The 17,776-nt window shown below is 62.5% G+C and carries 17 protein-coding genes and 1 pseudogene; 15 read left to right on the top strand and 3 right to left on the bottom strand.

The annotated features are described in order from the left end of the window. From PRZ01_RS18895 to PRZ01_RS18885, 4 genes and pseudogenes are all read left to right on the top strand, one after another. Nucleotides 1-3,671, top strand: a 3,671-nt coding sequence (locus PRZ01_RS18895) for an HET-C-related protein (protein WP_273598399.1), incomplete at its 5' end; no start/stop codon positions are given. 3 nt (nucleotides 3,672-3,674) lie between these two features. Further along, entirely contained in the window at nucleotides 3,675-4,283 is a 609-nt protein-coding gene (locus PRZ01_RS18890; RefSeq protein WP_273598398.1) for an LptM family lipoprotein, read from the top strand. Continuing rightward, nucleotides 4,223-4,474 (top strand): annotated as a pseudogene (locus PRZ01_RS19335) (HET-C-related protein); the annotation flags it as partial. The gene PRZ01_RS18890 and the pseudogene PRZ01_RS19335, both read left to right, overlap by 61 nt. A gap of 226 nt (nucleotides 4,475-4,700) precedes the next feature. Beyond that, complete coding sequence (locus PRZ01_RS18885) at nucleotides 4,701-5,039, top strand: type VI secretion system Vgr family protein (RefSeq protein WP_273598397.1); 339 nt, start codon at nucleotides 4,701-4,703, stop codon at nucleotides 5,037-5,039. A 16-nt stretch (nucleotides 5,040-5,055) separates the two neighbouring features. Here PRZ01_RS18885 and PRZ01_RS18880 read toward each other — a convergent pair whose 3' ends face one another. Beyond that, nucleotides 5,056-5,796 (bottom strand): siderophore-interacting protein, encoded by a 741-nt coding sequence (locus PRZ01_RS18880; RefSeq protein WP_273598396.1) that lies wholly within the window; start codon nucleotides 5,794-5,796, stop codon nucleotides 5,056-5,058. A gap of 34 nt (nucleotides 5,797-5,830) precedes the next feature. Here PRZ01_RS18880 and PRZ01_RS18875 point away from each other — a divergent pair, with 34 nt between their 5' ends. Continuing rightward, nucleotides 5,831-6,301, top strand: a complete 471-nt coding sequence (locus PRZ01_RS18875; protein ID WP_273598395.1) for a MarR family winged helix-turn-helix transcriptional regulator — start codon at nucleotides 5,831-5,833, stop codon at nucleotides 6,299-6,301. 29 nt (nucleotides 6,302-6,330) lie between these two features. Here the strand turns inward: PRZ01_RS18875 and PRZ01_RS18870 are convergent, their stop codons facing one another. After that, nucleotides 6,331-7,224 (bottom strand): LysR family transcriptional regulator, encoded by an 894-nt coding sequence (locus tag PRZ01_RS18870; RefSeq protein ID WP_273598394.1) that lies wholly within the window; start codon nucleotides 7,222-7,224, stop codon nucleotides 6,331-6,333. A gap of 114 nt (nucleotides 7,225-7,338) precedes the next feature. Here PRZ01_RS18870 and PRZ01_RS18865 point away from each other — a divergent pair, with 114 nt between their 5' ends. Genes PRZ01_RS18865 through PRZ01_RS18825 form a run of 9 tightly spaced genes read left to right on the top strand, consistent with a single transcriptional unit; the run spans nucleotide 7,339 to nucleotide 15,503 of the window. Further along, nucleotides 7,339-8,046 (top strand): substrate-binding domain-containing protein, encoded by a 708-nt coding sequence (locus tag PRZ01_RS18865; RefSeq protein WP_273598393.1) that lies wholly within the window; start codon nucleotides 7,339-7,341, stop codon nucleotides 8,044-8,046. Between the two features lie 37 nt (nucleotides 8,047-8,083). Beyond that, nucleotides 8,084-9,478: an MFS transporter gene (locus tag PRZ01_RS18860; RefSeq protein WP_273598392.1), complete on the top strand. Its 1,395-nt coding sequence runs from the start codon at nucleotides 8,084-8,086 to the stop codon at nucleotides 9,476-9,478. A gap of 52 nt (nucleotides 9,479-9,530) precedes the next feature. Then, nucleotides 9,531-10,559, top strand: a complete 1,029-nt coding sequence (locus PRZ01_RS18855) for an amidohydrolase family protein (RefSeq protein WP_273598391.1) — start codon at nucleotides 9,531-9,533, stop codon at nucleotides 10,557-10,559. A 20-nt stretch (nucleotides 10,560-10,579) separates the two neighbouring features. After that, complete coding sequence (ligK, locus tag PRZ01_RS18850) at nucleotides 10,580-11,263, top strand: 4-carboxy-4-hydroxy-2-oxoadipate aldolase/oxaloacetate decarboxylase (protein WP_273598390.1); 684 nt, start codon at nucleotides 10,580-10,582, stop codon at nucleotides 11,261-11,263. Between the two features lie 31 nt (nucleotides 11,264-11,294). Then, nucleotides 11,295-12,209 carry an amidohydrolase family protein gene (locus tag PRZ01_RS18845; RefSeq protein ID WP_273598389.1) on the top strand — a complete coding sequence of 305 codons (915 nt, stop codon included), beginning with the start codon at nucleotides 11,295-11,297 and terminating at the stop codon, nucleotides 12,207-12,209. 27 nt (nucleotides 12,210-12,236) lie between these two features. Continuing rightward, the gene (gene ligA / locus PRZ01_RS18840; RefSeq protein ID WP_273598388.1) at nucleotides 12,237-12,698 is read left to right on the top strand and encodes a protocatechuate 4,5-dioxygenase subunit alpha; all 462 of its coding nucleotides are present in this window, start codon (nucleotides 12,237-12,239) and stop codon (nucleotides 12,696-12,698) included. 2 nt (nucleotides 12,699-12,700) lie between these two features. Then, nucleotides 12,701-13,555, top strand: coding sequence for a class III extradiol dioxygenase subunit beta (locus PRZ01_RS18835; RefSeq protein ID WP_273598387.1), 855 nt, complete (start codon nucleotides 12,701-12,703; stop codon nucleotides 13,553-13,555). Next, a complete protein-coding gene (locus PRZ01_RS18830) occupies nucleotides 13,552-14,520 on the top strand; it encodes a Gfo/Idh/MocA family oxidoreductase (protein ID WP_273598386.1) in 969 nt (322 codons plus the stop codon). Before PRZ01_RS18835 ends, PRZ01_RS18830 begins: the two co-directional genes overlap by 4 nt. Continuing rightward, entirely contained in the window at nucleotides 14,517-15,503 is a 987-nt protein-coding gene (locus PRZ01_RS18825) for an aldo/keto reductase (protein ID WP_273598385.1), read from the top strand. Before PRZ01_RS18830 ends, PRZ01_RS18825 begins: the two co-directional genes overlap by 4 nt. Before the next feature lie 62 nt (nucleotides 15,504-15,565). Here PRZ01_RS18825 and pobA read toward each other — a convergent pair whose 3' ends face one another. Then, on the bottom strand, nucleotides 15,566-16,732 hold the full coding sequence (pobA, locus tag PRZ01_RS18820; RefSeq protein WP_273598384.1) for a 4-hydroxybenzoate 3-monooxygenase: 1,167 nt from the start codon (nucleotides 16,730-16,732) through the stop codon (nucleotides 15,566-15,568). A 132-nt stretch (nucleotides 16,733-16,864) separates the two neighbouring features. Here pobA and PRZ01_RS18815 point away from each other — a divergent pair, with 132 nt between their 5' ends. Beyond that, entirely contained in the window at nucleotides 16,865-17,755 is an 891-nt protein-coding gene (locus PRZ01_RS18815; RefSeq protein ID WP_273598383.1) for a helix-turn-helix domain-containing protein, read from the top strand. Nucleotides 17,756-17,776: the final 21 nt, after the last annotated feature.

Genomic DNA, 17,776 nt, shown 5'->3' with positions numbered 1-17,776 from the left:
CCCAGCTGCGCCTGCAGCAAACCCACGAGCGCATCGCCCAACACGCCCTGCGCGCCAATGCCCACTCCAGCCTCACCGCCTTGGCCCCTGGCCAATGCCTGGGCGTTCTGCCCGGTCTCACCCGCTTGGAGCAACGCGCCCAAGGCCGCTGGCTCGTCCTCGCCGTGCAAGCCCAGGGCGACCGCGTTCAGCCCTACCGCAACCAGTTCCAGGCCCAGCCCGAAGCCACACCCTACCGCCCCGAATGGGACACCCCTCTGCCCGAAATGGCCGGCCACACCCAGGCGCGACTGGACACCACCGATGCCGCCAACCCCTACGCCCGCGTGGACGGCCATGGCCGCTACCTGGCCTGGCATTACTTCGAACATCAGCGGAGCCAGAACGGCCTGGGCAGCGCCCCCATCCGCCTGGCCCGCGACTACGCCGGTCCCACCTACGGCCAACACTTCCCCGTGCACGCCGGGGTTGAGGCGATAACGGGCTATGTCCACGGTGACCCAGATCGCCCCGTACTGCTCGGCGTGGTGCATGACTCCCGCAACCCCAACCCCGTCACCGCCGCCAACGCCAGCCGCCATGTGCTGCGCACCTGGGCGAATAACAAATTCAGGCTGGAAGACAAAGGCGGCCAAACCCACGTCAAGATCAGCTGCGAATACGGCCTGAGCCAATTGAACCTGGGCCACCTCGTCAACCAAGACCGCCAACAACGCGGTGCAGGGTTTGAACTGCGCACAGAACACGAAGGCGTGCTCAGGGCACAAAAGGGCTGGCTGCTCAGCACAGACGCCACCGATGTGCGCAGCGCCCCCCACCACGACCCAACCGGCCCCGGCGCGCAAACCCATAACGCGCCGCTTCAAGACCACCTCAAAGCCATCCGCCCCTGGGCCGACAACCGCGCCAAAGCCGCAAGCCAGGTCGGGCTGGAAGCCGCCAGCAGCCTCCAAGGCAGCGATCAATTGCAAAAGAGCCTCGTCGGCCACAAAGCCCCGCTGCAAGCCTGGAGCAGCCCCGTCGGCATCGCCCTGAGTGCGCGTAAAAACCTCCTCCTCGCCAGCGAGCAGACCCAAGGCATCTACGCCCAAGCCGCCATCAACCTCACCAGCGCCGCAGGCCTGAGCCTCAGCGCCAAGAAGGGGGTGCGGATACACGCCGAATCCGGGGGCCTCCAGCAAATCGTCTCCGAGGGCGACTACACCGTCCATGTGCAAAACGGCGATCTGGAAGTGCTGGCCAAGCAGGACGTGAAGTTCGAATCCAAGAGCGGCGTCATCCGACTACAAACCCAGGGCGGCCAGTACTTTGTAGAAGTCGGCCCCAAGGGCCTGCGCATCAAGGCCCAGCAGGTCATCAACAAGGCAGGCGTCAAGGTGGACTACACAGGCGGCGCTTGGTCAGGCCAGCCCAGCACCTCGGCGGGTGGGGCGGAGGGCTTGGGGTATTTTGGGGTGATGAAGGTCAAGGACACCCTGTTGGGCGAGTTCAAAAGCAGCTATGCGTTTGAGCAACTGCAAGCCTTTGCGCGGGAGTTGGATGAGCCCTTGTTCGTGCTGGCCATGGCACCCGTGTTTGGGCATGACATAGCCCCGGCGGCTTACAAAAATCTGCATCGGCAAATCAAGGAGGGCAGCCTCAAGAAACCCAAATACGAAGTGATTTACGGCAGTGATGCCCGCTTTGACGCCAACACCCAAACCATCGAAGTTGGGCAAGACCTGGCCCGCCGCGCCGCCCAGGGCGAGAGCGCGGCGCAGTGGTTGTTGCTGAACCGGTTGCTGCAAGCCTTTGGTGAGCATGTGGAGTTTTTGCTGAGACAGGGCAGCCAGGGCGCACCACAGGAAGCTGAGCGTCAGGACTTTTACCAACTCTGCCAGTTGGATTTGGAGGCCGGTGATAGCACGAGTTATGGCGAGTTCATGGGTGAAGGCGGCGGGCCGCTCAAGGTGCTGCATGCACCACTGCAACAGGCCTTGTCGCAAAGCAAGCGTGCGGACGAGCGCGCTGTTCAGACCCGCGCCGACGCGCTGGACAATGCCCGCTTCCATGACGGGGTGTACCGGCCCGAGCGGGATGGGGCGGCGACGTTGATTCCGGTGTTTGACGCGCAACTCAATGATGGCGCGCTGCCGAAAGGGATGTTCAATCATGGGTCGATTGAGGCTGCTGGACTTGGCCGCGCTGACTTTTCGCAAGCACAAATCGCCATGGTTTACTACGGCAACTGGCTGCGCGATATGTCACAGCTCCTAGCCGATGGCCTGATGCTGGCCCCGGGGCGCAAGCCAGGCTTCATCAAGGGAAGCTTCACGCCCGAGGGTTTGCTGAGTCGTGACGCCCTCACCGAAGTATTGGTTGCCTTTGGTGAGATGCGGTTCACGAAGCGACTACTCGACGCTGAAGCCCCCGCCCCGTACCACGACTTCATCCGCTTCATTCCCGAGCGGCTGCCTCAGTACCAATCCCGCGTTGGCGTTTACCGGCCCGAGGAACACATCGACAACCCGGCAGGCTTGCCGGAGAAATATCCCACCCACTACCCAACCGACTGGCTGGTGGCATTGCCCTATCCCAAAAGCGCTTTGGGCATCAACCCCAAGACCCATCTGCGCAACTACATCGACACCAGCACAGACGCTCAGCACCCCAGCGCTGTGGCCTATATGTGTGTCCAGTTGCAATTGGCCGCCAGCTTGGGCAGCACACCACTGGGCCTGATGCATCTGGGCAATGCCCTGCATGTGCTGGAAGACTTCTATGCCCATACCAACTTCATTGAACTGCTGCTACGCAAGCTGGGTCACAAGGAGGTCATCTGCTGGGTTCCGCCCAAACCCAACCTCACCGATATGCCCGTCACGACCGGCGTGTTTGAAACCATAGACGCACTGTTCTCCACCGGCTACAAACTGGCCGACATCCTCTTCCCCATGAGCGATGACGCCAAACGCAATAGTCAGCGCAAGATCGACGGCATGCCGCTGAGTGACTGGGTGCAAGTGCGGTTCTTACAAGGCATGGGCTATCCCACCATTGCCAAGACCTTGCGCTGGTACAGCCAGATCAAGACCTGGGTCGAAGAGAAGGGCGAAGGCCTCGTGCCCGAAGCCGTCAGCAAGGCCTACAAGCAGATCAAGAAATTGGCCTACGGCATCGTCAATGCGGGCATCAAGACCACGGCGCAAACCCTGGTACGAGACGAACAAAAACAAAACTTTGATCACGCGACCTCTATCGACCCCACGCACACCTTGATTGCCAAGGACGATATGGGGCATCCGCTGCATGAACTGGCGGCCAGCTTGGCCATCGAGGCCATCAAAGATGTGGGCCTGATCATGCGCAAGGTGTGGGCCAAGTCGGCTACCAGCAATGAGTTGCTCGTAGCTGCCAGCAGTTATTTTGTGCATCCAACCTTGTCCATGAGATTTGATGCGCTCGCCAAAGACTGGGCAGGCGCTCATCCACAAAAGCTTAGGCAACTGACCGACCACACCTTCATGAAAGACCGAGCCAAAAACCCCACACATGGCGATTCAGCAGGAGACAGCCATCTCCCTAATCCCAAACCAGGCAACAAATTATTGGAAGCGCAATGGAACTATGCGACAGAGCACTTTGCGCAGTTGTTTGATGGCGCCGACGATCTAGACCAAAGAATGGGCTGAAGCATGAAGACGCTTTATGTCATTGTTATTCGCTGCGTTATTGCGTTAGCTTGTGCGCTTCCCTTGGCAGGTTGTGGACAAGACTTACCCTTACCGGAAGGGGTGAACAAGGACGCGAAACCACAGATCATTGTCAAGCAAGGAGACATTTTTATTGACGGGCAGAAGATCAACGTGCGCAAGTCTGGGGCGAAGGATTGGGTGGCTATTTTGGGGGAGAGTTCTTTCACAAGAGACCACTTTAGGCATTGGGACATGCATGGACTCACACTGTCAACTCCCATGGACGATGAGGGGCGACGACCCGTGGATGTTTTAGGTTTGTATTTGCGCCGCGATGATCAATGGGAACGCATGTTTCGACATGACTACAGCGGCCTCAAAAATGACCGCCCCACTGGCACCTTCAAAGGCTACCTAGAAATCGACGGCATCCCCATCGGCCCGAACATGAAACGCGAGGAGATTGAGCGTTGGCGAAAGAAGTTAGGCCAGGAACGACTTGGCGTGGATCGCGATCTGGGCTACTACCGTGCCGGAGAAGACCACAAATGGGCGCAGCACTACTACTTCGACGGCGACGGTCCGCTGATCTACATCGAATTCTTGTGAATCCTTCGCTGGGCCTGATGCATCTGGGCAATGCCCTGCATGTGTTGGAAGACTTCTACGCCCACACCAACTTCATTGAGCTGCTGCTGCTGCGCAAGCTGGGCCATATGGACGTGATCTGCTGGGTACCGCCCAAGCCAAAACTCGCCGACATGCCTGTGACGACAGGCGTGTTTGAAACCATCGATGCACTCTTCTCTACCGGCTACAAGCTGGCCGACATCCTCTTCCCCATGAACGAAGACGCCAAGCGCAATAGTCAGCGCAAGATCGACGGTATGCCAAGACCCGTCAGCGCCTCGTTCAACGCGCCCAAGGCCGCTGGCTCGTCCTCGCCGTGCAGGCCCAAGGCGACCGCGTTCAGCCCTATCGCAACCAGTTCCAGGCCCAGCCCGAAGCCACACCCTACCGCCCCGAATGGGACACCCCTCTGCCCGAAATGGCGGGCCACACCCAGGCGCGCCTGGACACCACCGAGCCGCCAACCCCTATGCCCGCGTGGACGGCCATGGCCGCTACCTGGCCTGGCATTACTTCGAACATCAGCGGAGCCAAATCAACCTGGGCCACCTCGTCAACCAAGAGCGCCAGCAACGCGGCGCGGGGTTTGAACTGCGAACAGAACAAGACGGCATGCTCAGGGCACAAACCCATAACAAACTCTTGAAGGGTATGCGCCTGAATGTCAAATCCGGTGGCCTCCAACAAATCGTCTCCGAGGGCGGCTGCACCGTGCATGTGCAAAACAAAACCTAGCGGTGTGCAACGCCCATCAAAGGCTCAGGTTTTCGTGAAAGTCCGAGGCGCCTTGCTTCCAATAGGCGGCCACCTTCATGGCCTCTTTGGGGTGGGCTTTTTCGCCCAGCAGCACGTCGCGCAGGCGGGCCATGCTGCGGGCTTCTCCGGCGCACCAGACAAAGCCTTCGCCCGGGGGCAAAGCCAAGCCGCGCACGGCGGCCAGCAATTCATCGTCGCTGCTCACCCAATGCGCCGTCACCTCGGCGGCTGATTCGACGAGGCGGCGGTCAGCGCCCTCCTCGATCTGCGCCAGCACGATGGCGCGCGCGCCCTGGGGCAACTCCTCCAGACGCCGATGAATGGCCGGCAGGGCCGTGGCATCGCCGATCAAAACATGCCAAGCGTAGTCCATCGGGATGATCATCGAGCCGCGTGGGCCGCCGATCAACACGCGTTGCCCCACGGCGGCGTTGCGCGCCCAATCACTGGCTTGGCCATGGCCGTGCAAGGCGAATTCAAGCGTCAATTCACGCCGCTCTTTGTCAAATTTTCGGGGCGTGTAGTCGCGCCGCACCATCTCGCCCGCCGCGTCTTCGAGCATCAATTTGATGTGATCGTCAAACGAGCCCGAAACAAAGCCCGCCAGGTCCTCGCCGGCAAAGGTCACACGCACAAATTGGGCGCCCGCCGCCTCAACGCGCACCACGCTCACCTCTCGCCGTTGCAGTTCATACCGCACCCGTTGGATACGGCGCTCTGTTGAAATTGATTCCATGACTCAATCCAGTTGGTTGATAATGTCATCAATCATGCGCAAACAAGTTGATATTGTCAACCACATCTCGCCGCAAAAGGCCGAAGAAGTGTTGGAGTCCGTTCATTCGGTCATGCATTTATTTCGGGCGCGGCAATTTCGGGCCTTGCGTGACGGCAGCACCGACCTGACCCATATGGACGTCAAAGTGCTGGGTTTTTTCGCTCGGCACCCGGGCGCGACCCCCAGCGATCTGGTGGTCAAAACGGGCCGCGACAAGGCGCAGATTGCGCGCTTGATCAGCGGCCTGCGCGCCAAAGGTCTGCTGGATGCACAGCCCGACCCCAGCGACCGGCGCGCCCTGCGCCTGCTGCTCACGCCCGCCGGCCAGGAGGCGCACAAAGCCGTGCGCGCAGAGGGCCGCCAGCTTTCTGCCCAAGCCGTTGCAGGCCTGAGCGAGGACGATTGCGAACGGCTGCTAGGCCTGATGAAGCAAATTAAAGACAATCTGGAACGCGCGATCTAACCTCGTAGAAACAAGGGCCGCGCCGACCATCAACCCACGGCCGGCTTGCGCACCAGGCGCATCAGCAAGGCGGCGGTGCGCTGGGCCAGCGGCGTCGAGCGCTTGAGCGCCGGGGTCACCAGGCACAGCGTGGTCTTGATATCGCCTGCCTTGAAGGGCGTGAGCGCCAGTCGCTCCGGGTGCTCGAAGGTACGCAGCGTGTCTTCGCCCAAAGCGGCATGGCCCAGGCCCGCCGCCACCAGATCAAGAATGGTGGGTACGCTGGAGACCTCCCACTCGACCCGCAGCTGCACGCCCGCCATGGCGGCGGCCGTTTCCATCAGCTTGCGAAACACCTGGCCGCGCTGCGGCATGATCAAGGGGATGTGAGACAGCGCCGCGAGGGTTAAAGGCCCAGCCGGTGCCGCATTCGCCGGGCTCAGCAGGCACAGACGCTCCTCCCGCAAGGGCAGGATTTCAAGTGCGGGTAGCGGCTCCGGGTTGTAGACCAGGCCCAGATCGGCCCGCCCGGAGGCCATCCACTCGGTCAGATGCGCCGAGAAACCCTCCACGATCACCAGCCGCGCACGCGGGCAGGCAGCGCGAAAGCCCTCGATCAGCGGCAGGGTGAGCAGGCGAGCCTGGGTCGGCGGCATCGCCACCACGATCTCGCCCACCGGCTCGTTGCGGCGCGAGCTCAGGTCTTCCCGCGCCTGCGCCACCAAATGCAGAATGCCCTGGCCGTGCTCCAACAGGCGCCGGCCAGCCTCGGTCAGCTCAACCCCTCGGCCATTGCGCAGCAGCAAAGTCTCCCGCAGGTCGATCTCTAGCGCACGCACCTGCCGGCTCAATGCCGGCTGCGCCACGCCCAGCACCAGCGCCGCTTTGCTGAAACTGCCGTGCTCGGCCACTTGGATGAAGGTCTCGATCTGGTTCAAATTCATACCGGGTATCTTGGCACAAGTCATGCCGATCCGGCATAGCTGCTAGTCAAAGCTAGAACTGGATTAATAGAACAAAGCTGCACAAAATGGGTGCATCCCTTCAAGGCCACCCCAATGACTGCCAGCCTCACCCTCATCTCTTCCATGGCCACGCGGCAGTTGCTGACCGAATTGGCGCAAAGCTATCAGCAAGCCAGCGGGGTGACGGTCACCGTGGAGTCGGTCGGCGGCGTCGATGCCGCCCGGCGCGTGCAGGCCGGCGAAGCCTTTGATCTGGTGGTGCTGGCCAGCGACGCCATGGACAAATTGGCGGCAGAGGGCTGCTTGCTGGAAGGCAGCCGCCGCGCCATTGTTGACTCCAGCGTGGCCATTGCCGTTCGTAGCGGTACTGCCGCCCCTGACATCAGCACCGAGGACGCCCTGCGCACCACCTTGCTACAAGCCCAGGGCATTGCCTATTCCACCGGCCCCAGCGGCACCGCCTTGCTCAAGCTGTTCGCGCGCTGGGGGCTGGCGGAGCAGTTGCAGCCGCAATTGGTCCAGGCCCGGCCCGGCGTGCCCGTGGGCAGCTTGGTGGCCGAAGGGGTGGCCACCATTGGCTTTCAACAGCTCAGCGAGTTAATGAATCTGGACGGCATCACGGTGCTCGCCGGCATGCCGCCGGGGCTGGAGATCGTCAGCCGCTTTGTGGGGGCGGTGGGCATCAAATCCCAAGTACCGGCACAAGCTCAGGCGCAGGCTTTTTTGAATTTCATGTGTGCAGAAGAAACGAAGGGCGCCAAACGGCGCCATGGCATGGAAGCCCCCAAGACACCCGATTGAGGTGCCGCTTCCGGCCCAACAACCCACGGAGACAAGCGTGAACCAACCCTCCCAAAATCCAGCCCCAGCGCGCGTGGCCGATGTGCAGACGCTCATTGACGGCGCACCCTTTTCACCGTGGCAATGGCTGGTCTTCGCCATGTGTTTTGTGGTGGTTCTGCTGGACGGTTTTGACACCGCCGCCATCGGCTACATCGCCCCCTCGCTGATCAAAGACTGGGGCGTGACCAAGCCGATGCTGGGGCCGGTACTGAGCGCCGCCTTGTTCGGCTTGGCGGCAGGTGCCTTGTCGGCCGGCCCGCTGGCGGACCGAGTGGGCCGCAGGCTGGTGCTGATGGGCGCGGTGCTGGTGTTTGGGCTGGCGTCGCTCGCTTCATCCTTTGCGATGGACCTGAGCCAACTGAGCACGCTACGCTTCATCACCGGCCTCGGCCTGGGTGCGGCGATGCCCAATGCGGTGACCTTGATGAGCGAGTACAGCCCGACGCACAAGCGTTCGATGCTCACCAACCTGATGTTCTGCGGCTTTCCGCTGGGGGCCGCCTTCGGGGGTTTTCTCGCAGCATGGATGATTCCGCAATGGGGCTGGCGCAGTGTGTTGGTGCTGGGCGGCGTGATTCCCTTGTTGCTGACCGTGCTGCTGCTGTTCGTGTTGCCGGAGTCGGTGCGCTTCATGGTGGCGCGCCGCGCCGAGTTGCGCAAGATTCAAACCACCTTGGCGAAGGTGGCGGGTCAAAAGGTCTTCCAGTTCGAGCGCTTCATCCTGAGCGAAACCCGCGTGGTGACCAACGAGCGCGGCGGCCTCGCCCAGGTGCTGGCGCGCCCCTACCGGCTCGGTTCGTTGATGCTGTGGACGGCCTATTTCATGGGCCTGGTGATCTTCTACGCCTTGATCAACTGGATGCCGCTCTTGTTCAAAGAAGCCGGCATGGACCCCAAGACAGCCACCTTGATCTCGGCGCTGTTTCCGCTGGGCGGCGTGGGCGCGGTGCTGTTCGGCTGGCTCATGGACCGCTATGAGGCCAACAAGATTTTGGCCATCGGCTTTGCCCTGACCTCCGTGGCCATCTGGTGCATCGGCCAGGTGGTCAGCCAGGTGAGTGTGCTGGTGGTGGTGGTCTTCACCGCTGGTGCGCTGATGAATACCTCGCAATCGTCCTTGCCGGCGCTGGCCGCGGCCTTCTACCCCACCAACGGCCGTGCAACCGGCGTCGCCTGGATGCTGGGCGTGGGCCGCTTCGGCGGCATTGCGGGCTCCTTCCTGGTGGCGCAACTCAGCGCCGCCCACATGAGCCTGGAATCGGTGTTTGCCGTCGTCGCAGTGCCCGGCCTGGTAGCCGCCGCTGCGCTGCTGGTAAAGCGGCGCGCCGATGCCGCCGGTGGCCTGCAGGCTGCAGCGGGCCACTCCCGCGATGAGGTGCTGGCGCACTGAGCCGGCGCAAGCACCGCTACATTTTTTCGAACCCACGAACTCTCACACCATCATGATCATTGACGTTCACGGCCACTACACCACCGCCCCCGCAGCGCTAGGCGCCTGGCGCGATTTGCAAATCGCCGCCTTGAAAAACCCCAGCCAGGCCCCCAAAGCCTCGGACCTGAAAATCAGCGACGACGAACTGCGCGAGTCCATCGAGACCAATCAGCTCAAGCTGATGAAGCAGCGCGGCAGCGACCTGACCATCTTCAGCCCGCGCGCCAGCTTCATGGCCCACCATGTCGGCGACTTCAACACCTCCAGCACCTGGGCGGCGATCTGCAACGAGCTGTGTTTCCGCGTGGCCGAGCTGTTTCCCGATCACTTCGTGCCCGCCGCCATGTTGCCGCAGTCGCCCGGCGTTGATCCGGCCACCTGCATCCCCGAACTGGTGAAGTGCGTGGAGCAATTTGGCAACGTGGGCATCAACCTGAACCCCGACCCGTCGGGCGGCCACTGGACCAGCCCACCGCTGTCTGATCGCCATTGGTACCCCATCTACGAAAAGATGGTGGAGTACGACATCCCCGCGATGATCCACGTCTCCACCAGCTGCAACCACTGCTTCCACACCACCGGGGCGCATTACTTGAACGCCGACACCACGGCCTTCATGCAATGCCTCACCAGCGACTTGTTCAAAGACTTCCCGACGCTGAAGTTCTTGATTCCGCACGGCGGCGGCGCGGTACCTTATCACTGGGGGCGCTTTCGCGGCCTGGCGCAAGAGCTGAAGAAGCCGCTGCTGAGCGAGCACCTGCTGAACAACATCTTCTTCGACACCTGCGTCTACCACCAGCCCGGCATTGATCTGCTGACCAAGGTAATCCCGGTCAAGAACATCTTGTTCGCCAGCGAAATGATCGGCGCTGTGCGCGGCATCGACCCCGAGACCGGCCACTACTACGACGACACCAAGCGTTATGTCGAAGCCACGGCCAACCTCAGCGAAGAAGAGCGCTTCATGGTGTACGAAGGCAATGCACGCCGCGTGTTCCCACGGCTCGACGCCGCACTCAAGGCCAAAGGCCGCTGAATCCACCGGAGATTTGAACCATGTATGAACTGGGCGTAGTCCATCGCAACATCAATCGCGCCGAGCGCGCCGCCGCCGACGGCCTGGCCGCACTGGGCTCAGCCACGGTGCACGAGGCCATGGGCCGCGTGGGCCTGCTCAAGCCCTATATGCGCCCCATCTACCCGGGCGTGCAGGTGTCGGGTACGGCAGTGACCGTGCTGCTGCAACCCGGCGACAACTGGATGATGCACGTCGCGGCCGAGCAGATTCAGCCGGGCGACATCGTCGTGGCCGCCGTGACCGCCGAGTGCTCAGACGGCTATTTCGGCGACCTGCTGGCCACCTCGTTCCAGGCCCGTGGCGCGCGCGCCTTGGTGATTGACGCCGGCGTGCGGGATGTCAAAACCCTGCAGGAAATGAACTTCCCCGTGTGGAGCCGCCACATCAGCAGCAAGGGCACGATCAAGGCCACGCTCGGCTCTGTCAACATCCCGGTGGTTTGCGCCGGCATGTGGGTGACGCCGGGCGATGTGATCGTGGCGGACGACGATGGCGTGGTCTGCGTGCCCGCCGCGCGCGCCGTTGAAACCCTGGCCGCCGCGCAAAAGCGTGAAAGCTTCGAAGGCGAAAAGCGCGCCAAGCTGGCCAGCGGCATCCTGGGCCTGGATATGTACAAGATGCGCGAACCGCTGGCACAAGCCGGCCTGCGCTACATCGACTGAGCCGCGCTGCACCCGCACTGAAGGAGCCCCCTTGGAATTTACCAAAACCCCCGGCTGGCTTGACTGGTACGCCGGCCCCAGCCAGCCTCGCTTCAAACTGCCCGCGGGCGCTGTGGATGCGCATTGCCATGTCTTCGGGCCGGGCGCACAATTTCCCTTCGCGCCCGAGCGCAAGTACACGCCTTGCGATGCCAGCCAGGCACAGCTTTTTGCGCTGCGCGACCAGTTGGGCTTCGCCCGCAATGTGATTGTTCAAGCCACCTGCCACGGCGCTGACAACAGCGCCCTGATCGATGCCCTGCAGCATGCCGACGGCCGGGCCCGCGGCGTGGCCACGGTACGCCGCACAGTCAGCGATGCCGAGCTGCAAGCCATGCATGAAGCGGGCGTGCGCGGCGTGCGCTTCAACTTCGTCAAACGTCTGGTGGACTTCACACCCAAGGACGAGTTGCTGGAAATCGCCGGGCGCGTTGCCAAGCTGGGTTGGCATGTGGTGATCTACTTCGAAGCCGTTGACCTGCCGGAGCTGTGGGACTTCTTCACCGCCATCCCCACCACCGTGGTGGTGGACCACATGGGCCGCCCCGACGTAACGCAGCCCGTGGACGGACCCGAATTCGCCCTGTTCCTGAGGTTCATGCGCGAGCACCCCAATGTGTGGAGCAAGCTCAGCTGCCCCGAGCGCTTGTCGGTCAGCGGCCCGCCGGCGCTGCAGGGCGAGCAGGCCGCCTACCGCGATGTCGTGCCCTTCGCCCGCCGGGTGATGGAAGAATTCCCGGACCGCGTGCTGTGGGGCACCGATTGGCCGCACCCCAATTTGAAGGACCATATGCCCGACGACGGCTTGCTGGTGGACTTCATCCCGCACATCGCGCCGACCGCCGAGCAACAGCACCAACTGCTGGTCGACAACCCGCTGCGCCTGTACTGGCCCGAACTTTCCTGACCTTTTCCGAAGACCTTGGAGCCCGCAATGGCACTCGAAAAACCGTACCAAGACATCCCCGGGACCATCATCTTCGACGCCGAGCAATCGCGCCGGGGCTACTGGCTCAACCAGTTTTGCATGTCGCTGATGACCGAAGAAAATCGCCGCCGCTTCAAAGCGGACGAGCGCGCCTATCTCGACGACTGGGCCATGACCGAGGCCCAGAAAGACGCCGTCATGCAGCGTGACCTGAACGAATGCATGCGCCTGGGTGGCAACATCTACTTTTTGGCCAAGATCGGCGCCACCGACGGCCTGAGCTTCCAGCAAATGGCGGGCAGCATGACCGGCATGAGCGAGGCCGAGTACCGGGACATGATGGTCAAGGGCGGCCGCTCGATCGAGGGCAACCGCTTCGTCGGGGAAGATGGCGACGCGCAAGCCTCACATCAACCGCAGGGCCAAACTCACCAACAGGGCGACCAGCAGCGCCCGGAAAGCAAGTAATCGTGGCACGCATCACCGCATCGGTCTACACCTCGCATGTGCCTGCCATTGGCGTGGCCATCGACCAGGGCAAAACCGCCGAGCCCTATTGGCAACCGGTTTTCCAGGGCTACGACTTCTCCAAGCAGTGGCTCAAGGAGAACCGGCCTGACGTGATTTTTCTGGTTTACAACGACCATGCCACGGCCTTCAGCCTGGACATGATCCCCACCTTTGCGCTGGGTACCGCCGCGCAATTCGCGCCCGCCGATGAAGGCTGGGGTCCGCGCCCGGTGCCGACCGTGATCGGCCACCCCGAGCTGGCCTCGCACATCGCTCACAGCGTGATTCAGGACGACTTCGACCTCACCCTCGTCAACCGCATGACGGTAGACCACGGCCTGACCGTGCCGCTCTCACTGATGTGCGGCCAGCCCGAGGCCTGGCCTTGCCGGGTGATCCCCTTCGCCGTGAACGTGGTGCAGTACCCCGTGCCTTCGGGCCGCCGCTGCTTCGAGCTGGGCCGGGCCATCCGCAAGGCGGTCGAGTCCTTCGATGAAGACTTGAATGTGCAGATCTGGGGCACCGGCGGCATGAGCCACCAGCTGCAAGGCGCACGAGCGGGTTTGATCAACCGCGAATGGGATAACGAGTTTCTTGATCGGCTCATCAGCGAGCCCGAAGCGCTCTCCAAATTGCCGCATGTCGACTATGTGCGTGAAGCCGGCTCCGAAGGTATCGAGCTGGTCATGTGGCTGATCGCCCGCGGCGCCATGGCGGACATCGCCGGCGGCCCGCCGCCCAAGGTCACCCACCGCTTCTACCATGTGCCGGCCTCGAACACCGCTGTCGGCCATCTGATCCTGGAGAACCCATGAGCACGCACAAGCAACCCATCCGCGTGGCGCTGGCCGGCGCTGGCGCCTTCGGCATCAAGCACCTGGACGGCATCAAGAACATCGAGGGCGTTGAAGTCGTCTCGCTGATCAGCCGCGAGCTGACCAAGACGCGCGAGATTGCCGACAAATACGGCATCCCCCACGTCAGCACCGAGCTGGATGACGCCCTGGCCCTCCCCGAGGTGGATGCCGTCATCCTCTGTACGCCCACCCAGATGCACGCCAGCCAAACCCTGGCCTGCCTGAAGGCGGGCAAGCATGTGCAAGTAGAAATCCCGTTATGCGATGTGCTGGCTGACGGCGAAGAGGTGGTCCAAGTGGCGCAGACCCGTGGCTTGGTCGCCATGTGCGGCCACACCCGCCGCTTCAACCCCAGCCACCAATGGGTTCACCAGCGCGTGCAGGCCGGTGAATTCAACATCCAGCAGATGGATGTGCAGACCTATTTCTTCCGCCGCACCAACATGAATGCCCTGGGCCAGGCGCGCAGCTGGACCGACCACCTGCTGTGGCACCACGCCGCACACACCGTCGACCTGTTTGCTTACCAAACCGGCAGCCGGGTCGTGAAGGCCCACGCGCTGCAAGGGCCCATCCACCCTCAGCTGGGCATTGCCATGGACATGTCGATCCAACTGCAGGCCGCCAATGGTGCCATCTGCACGCTGAGCCTGTCCTTCAACAATGACGGCCCGCTGGGCACCTTCTTCCGCTACATCGGCGACAGCGGCACCTACCTCGCCCGCTACGACGACCTGTTCAACGGCAAGGAGGAGAAGATCGATGTCTCACAAGTCGACGTGTCCATGAACGGCATCGAGTTGCAAGACCGTGAGTTCTTCGCCGCCATCCGCGAGGGGCGCGAACCCAACGGCAGCGTGGCGCAAGTGCTGCCCTGCTACCGCGTGCTGCATCAGTTGGAACAGCAGCTGATGGCCTCATGAAGACCCGCCGTCTCGGCCCCTTCAGCGCCTCGGCCATCGGCTTGGGCTGCATGAACCTCAGCCACGCCTATGGCCTGCCGCCGCCCGCCGATCAGGCGGAGCGGCTGCTGCTGAGTGCGCTGGACCAGGGCATCACGCTGTTCGACACCGCGGCGCTTTACGGCTTCGGCACCAATGAAACCCTGGTGGGCCGGGTGCTGGCGCCGCACCGCCAACGTTTCGTTCTGGCCAGCAAATGCGGCATGCAGGGCGTCAACGGCCAGCGCGTCATCGACGGCCGGCCCGCCACGCTGCGCGCCAGTTGCGAAGCAAGCTTGCAACGGCTGCGCACCGACGTCATCGACCTGCTCTACCTGCACCGCATGGATCCGGCCGTGCCGATTGAAGACAGCGTCGGCGCCATGGCCGATCTGGTGCTGGCCGGCAAGGTGCGCGCCCTTGGGCTCAGCGAAGTGTCGGCCGCCACGCTGCGCCGCGCCCACGCCGTGCATCCGATTGCGGCACTGCAGACCGAGTACTCGCTATGGACACGCAACCCCGAGATTGCCGTCTTGCAAACCTGCCGCGAACTGGGCACCGCCTTTGTGGCTTTCAGCCCGCTGGCACGAGGTTTCTTGGGTGGCGCCTTGCGGGACGTCTCAAACCTGGAGGCCAAAGACATCCGCCGCAACATGCCGCGCTTCAGCCCCGAGAACTACGCCCATAACCTGCAATTGCTGCAGGCCTTCGAGCTTGAAGCCGCTGCGCTGGACTGCCCACCGGCCCGCTTGGCGTTGGCGTGGTTGCTGAGCCAAGGCGAGCACATCATCCCCATCCCGGGCACCACGCGAGAAGACCATTTGATGGAATTCTTTGGCGCCGACACTCTGGTGCTGAGCGCCCCGACGCTGGCCCGCCTGAACGCCCTGATGCACCCCAACACCGTGGCGGGACCGCGTTACAACGCGGCCACCCAGGCGGAGATTGATACCGAAGAATTCTGAACAGGGTTCTGGCGCGCCGGCGCCCAATATCAGCGCGCCGACGCATTCAAACCGCGCCAAATTCAGGCCGGCAGGCCCACGTAATTCTCAGCGATGACCTTGCGACCGGCTTCGGAGCCTAGGTAATAGTCCAGCTCCGCGTCCTGCATGCGCTGCTCAAACGGCGTGTGCGCCGGAAAGCGGTGCAGCAAGCCCGTCATCCACCAGGAGAAGCGCTCGGCCTTCCAGATTCGCGCCAGGCATTGCTGCGAATAACGGTCAAGCCCAAGGGCATCGCCTTTGTAAAAATCGCACATCGCCTGCCAGAGGTAGCCCACATCAGAGGCGGCCAAGTTGAGCCCTTTGGCGCCCGTAGGCGGCACGATGTGCGCGGCGTCTCCGGCCAGGAACAAGCGGCCGAATCGCAACGGCTCTGCCACAAAGCTGCGCAGGGGTGCGATGCTCTTTTCAATCGAAGGCCCCGTCACCAGGCGCGCCGCCACGTCTTCAGGAACGCGGCGCTTGAGTTCGGCCCAAAATGCGTCGTCCGACCAGTCGGCGACCTGGTCACCGCTATCGCATTGAATGTAATAGCGGCTGCGCGTCTTGCTGCGCTGGCTGCACAGGGCGAAGCCGCGCTCATGGCGCGCGTAAATCAATTCATCGGCAACCGGCGGCACGTCCGCCAGCACCCCTAACCAACCGAAGGGATAGATACGCTCGAAGGTCTGAATCTTGTCTGCCGGGATGCTGGCGCGGCTAACGCCGTGAAAGCCATCACAACCGGCAATGAAGTCGCAATCAATCCGCTGCGCTTGTCCATTGACGTTGAGGCTCAGCCATGGTGCGGCGGTTTCAAGATCATGCAGTTGCACCTGATCGGCTTCGTAGATCGACTGCGCACCGCTGGCGGCTCTTGCGTCCATCAAATCCCGCGTCACCTCTGTCTGACCGTAGACCATGACTTGCTGCCCGGTCAGTGCCAATAGATCGATACGCTGACTGACCCCGTTGATGGCAATCTCCACCCCGCTGTGCGGCAAGCCTTCACGATGCATGCGGGTTGCCGCCCCACAAGCCTCCAGCAAGCGCACGGCCGTGGGCTCCAAGACCCCCGCGCGAATCCGGCCGAGTACATAGTCAGGGCTGCGCTGCTCCACAATGATGTTGTCGATGCCAGATGCGCTCAACAACTGGCCTAACAGCAAGCCTGCCGGGCCTGCGCCGACGATAGCAACTTGAGTTTTCATGGGATGTCTCCGTGGGTTGGCTGGGTTTGTCTTGTCTTTCCTCAAGCCTGAAGCGTAAAACTTCAAGACCCCGGCCTCAATGCACTGAACAGGCATAGACTTGTACTTTTCAGACATCCACCATTCAAGCCCATGAAATCCCCACTACCCGTCTTTTCGATCTACGGCGAGCGGGTGCGTGATCAAACTCAGGCTCAGGTGCTCGACTGGCTGCATTGCGAATCCATCGCCGAGCGCGCCCACCTGCACGACTGGGAAATCAGCCCGCACCAACACGATCTCTTGCTGCAGATCTTCTGGATTGCACGGGGACGTTGCACCGTCAGCCTGGACATGGCCGTGCACACCGTACAGGGCCCGTGCCTGCTGCTGATCCCACCGCGCTGCATGCATGGCTTTCATTTCCATCCGCACATTTCAGGCACCGTCATCACGGTACTGGCCCAACACGCGCGCCAGTTGCTGGCCACGCAGCCTGCGCTGAACGCCCGGCTCGCGCAAGCGGCGGCCCTGCCGGTGGACCGCCCCACAGCGCGCATCATTGCTGCAGCCATGGCGGTGCTGCAGCAGGAGTTTGCCAATGTGCAGGCCTGGCGTGCCATCGCGCTTGACAGCGCGCTGACCCAATTGCTGGTCAAACTGGGGCGCAGCCTGCCATCAGACCCGCAAGAAGCACCACGACGTGGCGACAGCGCCCATCGGCACCTCCAACGCTACATTGCGCTGATCGAAGACGCCTACCGGCAGCAACCCAGCCTGGCAGAACTCGCACGCCAACTGGGCGTCACCGGTACGCAGCTGAACCGCATCTGCCAAGCCGCCCTGCAGTGCACCGCCCTGGACGTGATGCACGCCCGAACTCTGCTCGAAGCGCAGCGCGAGTTGACCTACACAAGCATGAGCATCAAGCAAATCGCCCTCGGCCTGGGCTTCTCCGACTCGGCCTACTTCACCCGTTTCTTTCAGAGAAAAGCCGGCGCCACGCCGAGCGCTTGGCGCAGTGAGAAAGCGGCGCAAAGATAAGGCAATGGCTGCTCTCACGAA

Origin of the sequence: Roseateles koreensis (genome assembly GCF_028595305.1) — a bacterium.
Classification (GTDB): Bacteria; Pseudomonadota; Gammaproteobacteria; order Burkholderiales; family Burkholderiaceae_C; genus Paucibacter_A; species Paucibacter_A koreensis.
This window is presented reverse-complemented; position numbering and strand designations above follow the sequence as displayed.

Excerpts from the sequence above, each read along its gene's own strand:
- PRZ01_RS18890 (WP_273598398.1), top strand. The coding sequence starts at position 3,675 with ATGAAGACGCTTTATGTCATTGTTATTCGCTGCGTTATTGCGTTAGCT.
- PRZ01_RS18885 (WP_273598397.1), top strand. The coding sequence starts at position 4,701 with ATGGGACACCCCTCTGCCCGAAATGGCGGGCCACACCCAGGCGCGCCT.
- PRZ01_RS18880 (WP_273598396.1), bottom strand. The coding sequence starts at position 5,796 with ATGGAATCAATTTCAACAGAGCGCCGTATCCAACGGGTGCGGTATGAA.
- PRZ01_RS18875 (WP_273598395.1), top strand. The coding sequence starts at position 5,831 with ATGCGCAAACAAGTTGATATTGTCAACCACATCTCGCCGCAAAAGGCC.
- PRZ01_RS18870 (WP_273598394.1), bottom strand. The coding sequence starts at position 7,224 with ATGAATTTGAACCAGATCGAGACCTTCATCCAAGTGGCCGAGCACGGC.
- PRZ01_RS18865 (WP_273598393.1), top strand. The coding sequence starts at position 7,339 with ATGACTGCCAGCCTCACCCTCATCTCTTCCATGGCCACGCGGCAGTTG.
- PRZ01_RS18855 (WP_273598391.1), top strand. The coding sequence starts at position 9,531 with ATGATCATTGACGTTCACGGCCACTACACCACCGCCCCCGCAGCGCTA.
- ligK (WP_273598390.1), top strand. The coding sequence starts at position 10,580 with ATGTATGAACTGGGCGTAGTCCATCGCAACATCAATCGCGCCGAGCGC.
- ligA (WP_273598388.1), top strand. The coding sequence starts at position 12,237 with ATGGCACTCGAAAAACCGTACCAAGACATCCCCGGGACCATCATCTTC.
- PRZ01_RS18830 (WP_273598386.1), top strand. The coding sequence starts at position 13,552 with ATGAGCACGCACAAGCAACCCATCCGCGTGGCGCTGGCCGGCGCTGGC.
- PRZ01_RS18825 (WP_273598385.1), top strand. The coding sequence starts at position 14,517 with ATGAAGACCCGCCGTCTCGGCCCCTTCAGCGCCTCGGCCATCGGCTTG.
- pobA (WP_273598384.1), bottom strand. The coding sequence starts at position 16,732 with ATGAAAACTCAAGTTGCTATCGTCGGCGCAGGCCCGGCAGGCTTGCTG.
- PRZ01_RS18815 (WP_273598383.1), top strand. The coding sequence starts at position 16,865 with ATGAAATCCCCACTACCCGTCTTTTCGATCTACGGCGAGCGGGTGCGT.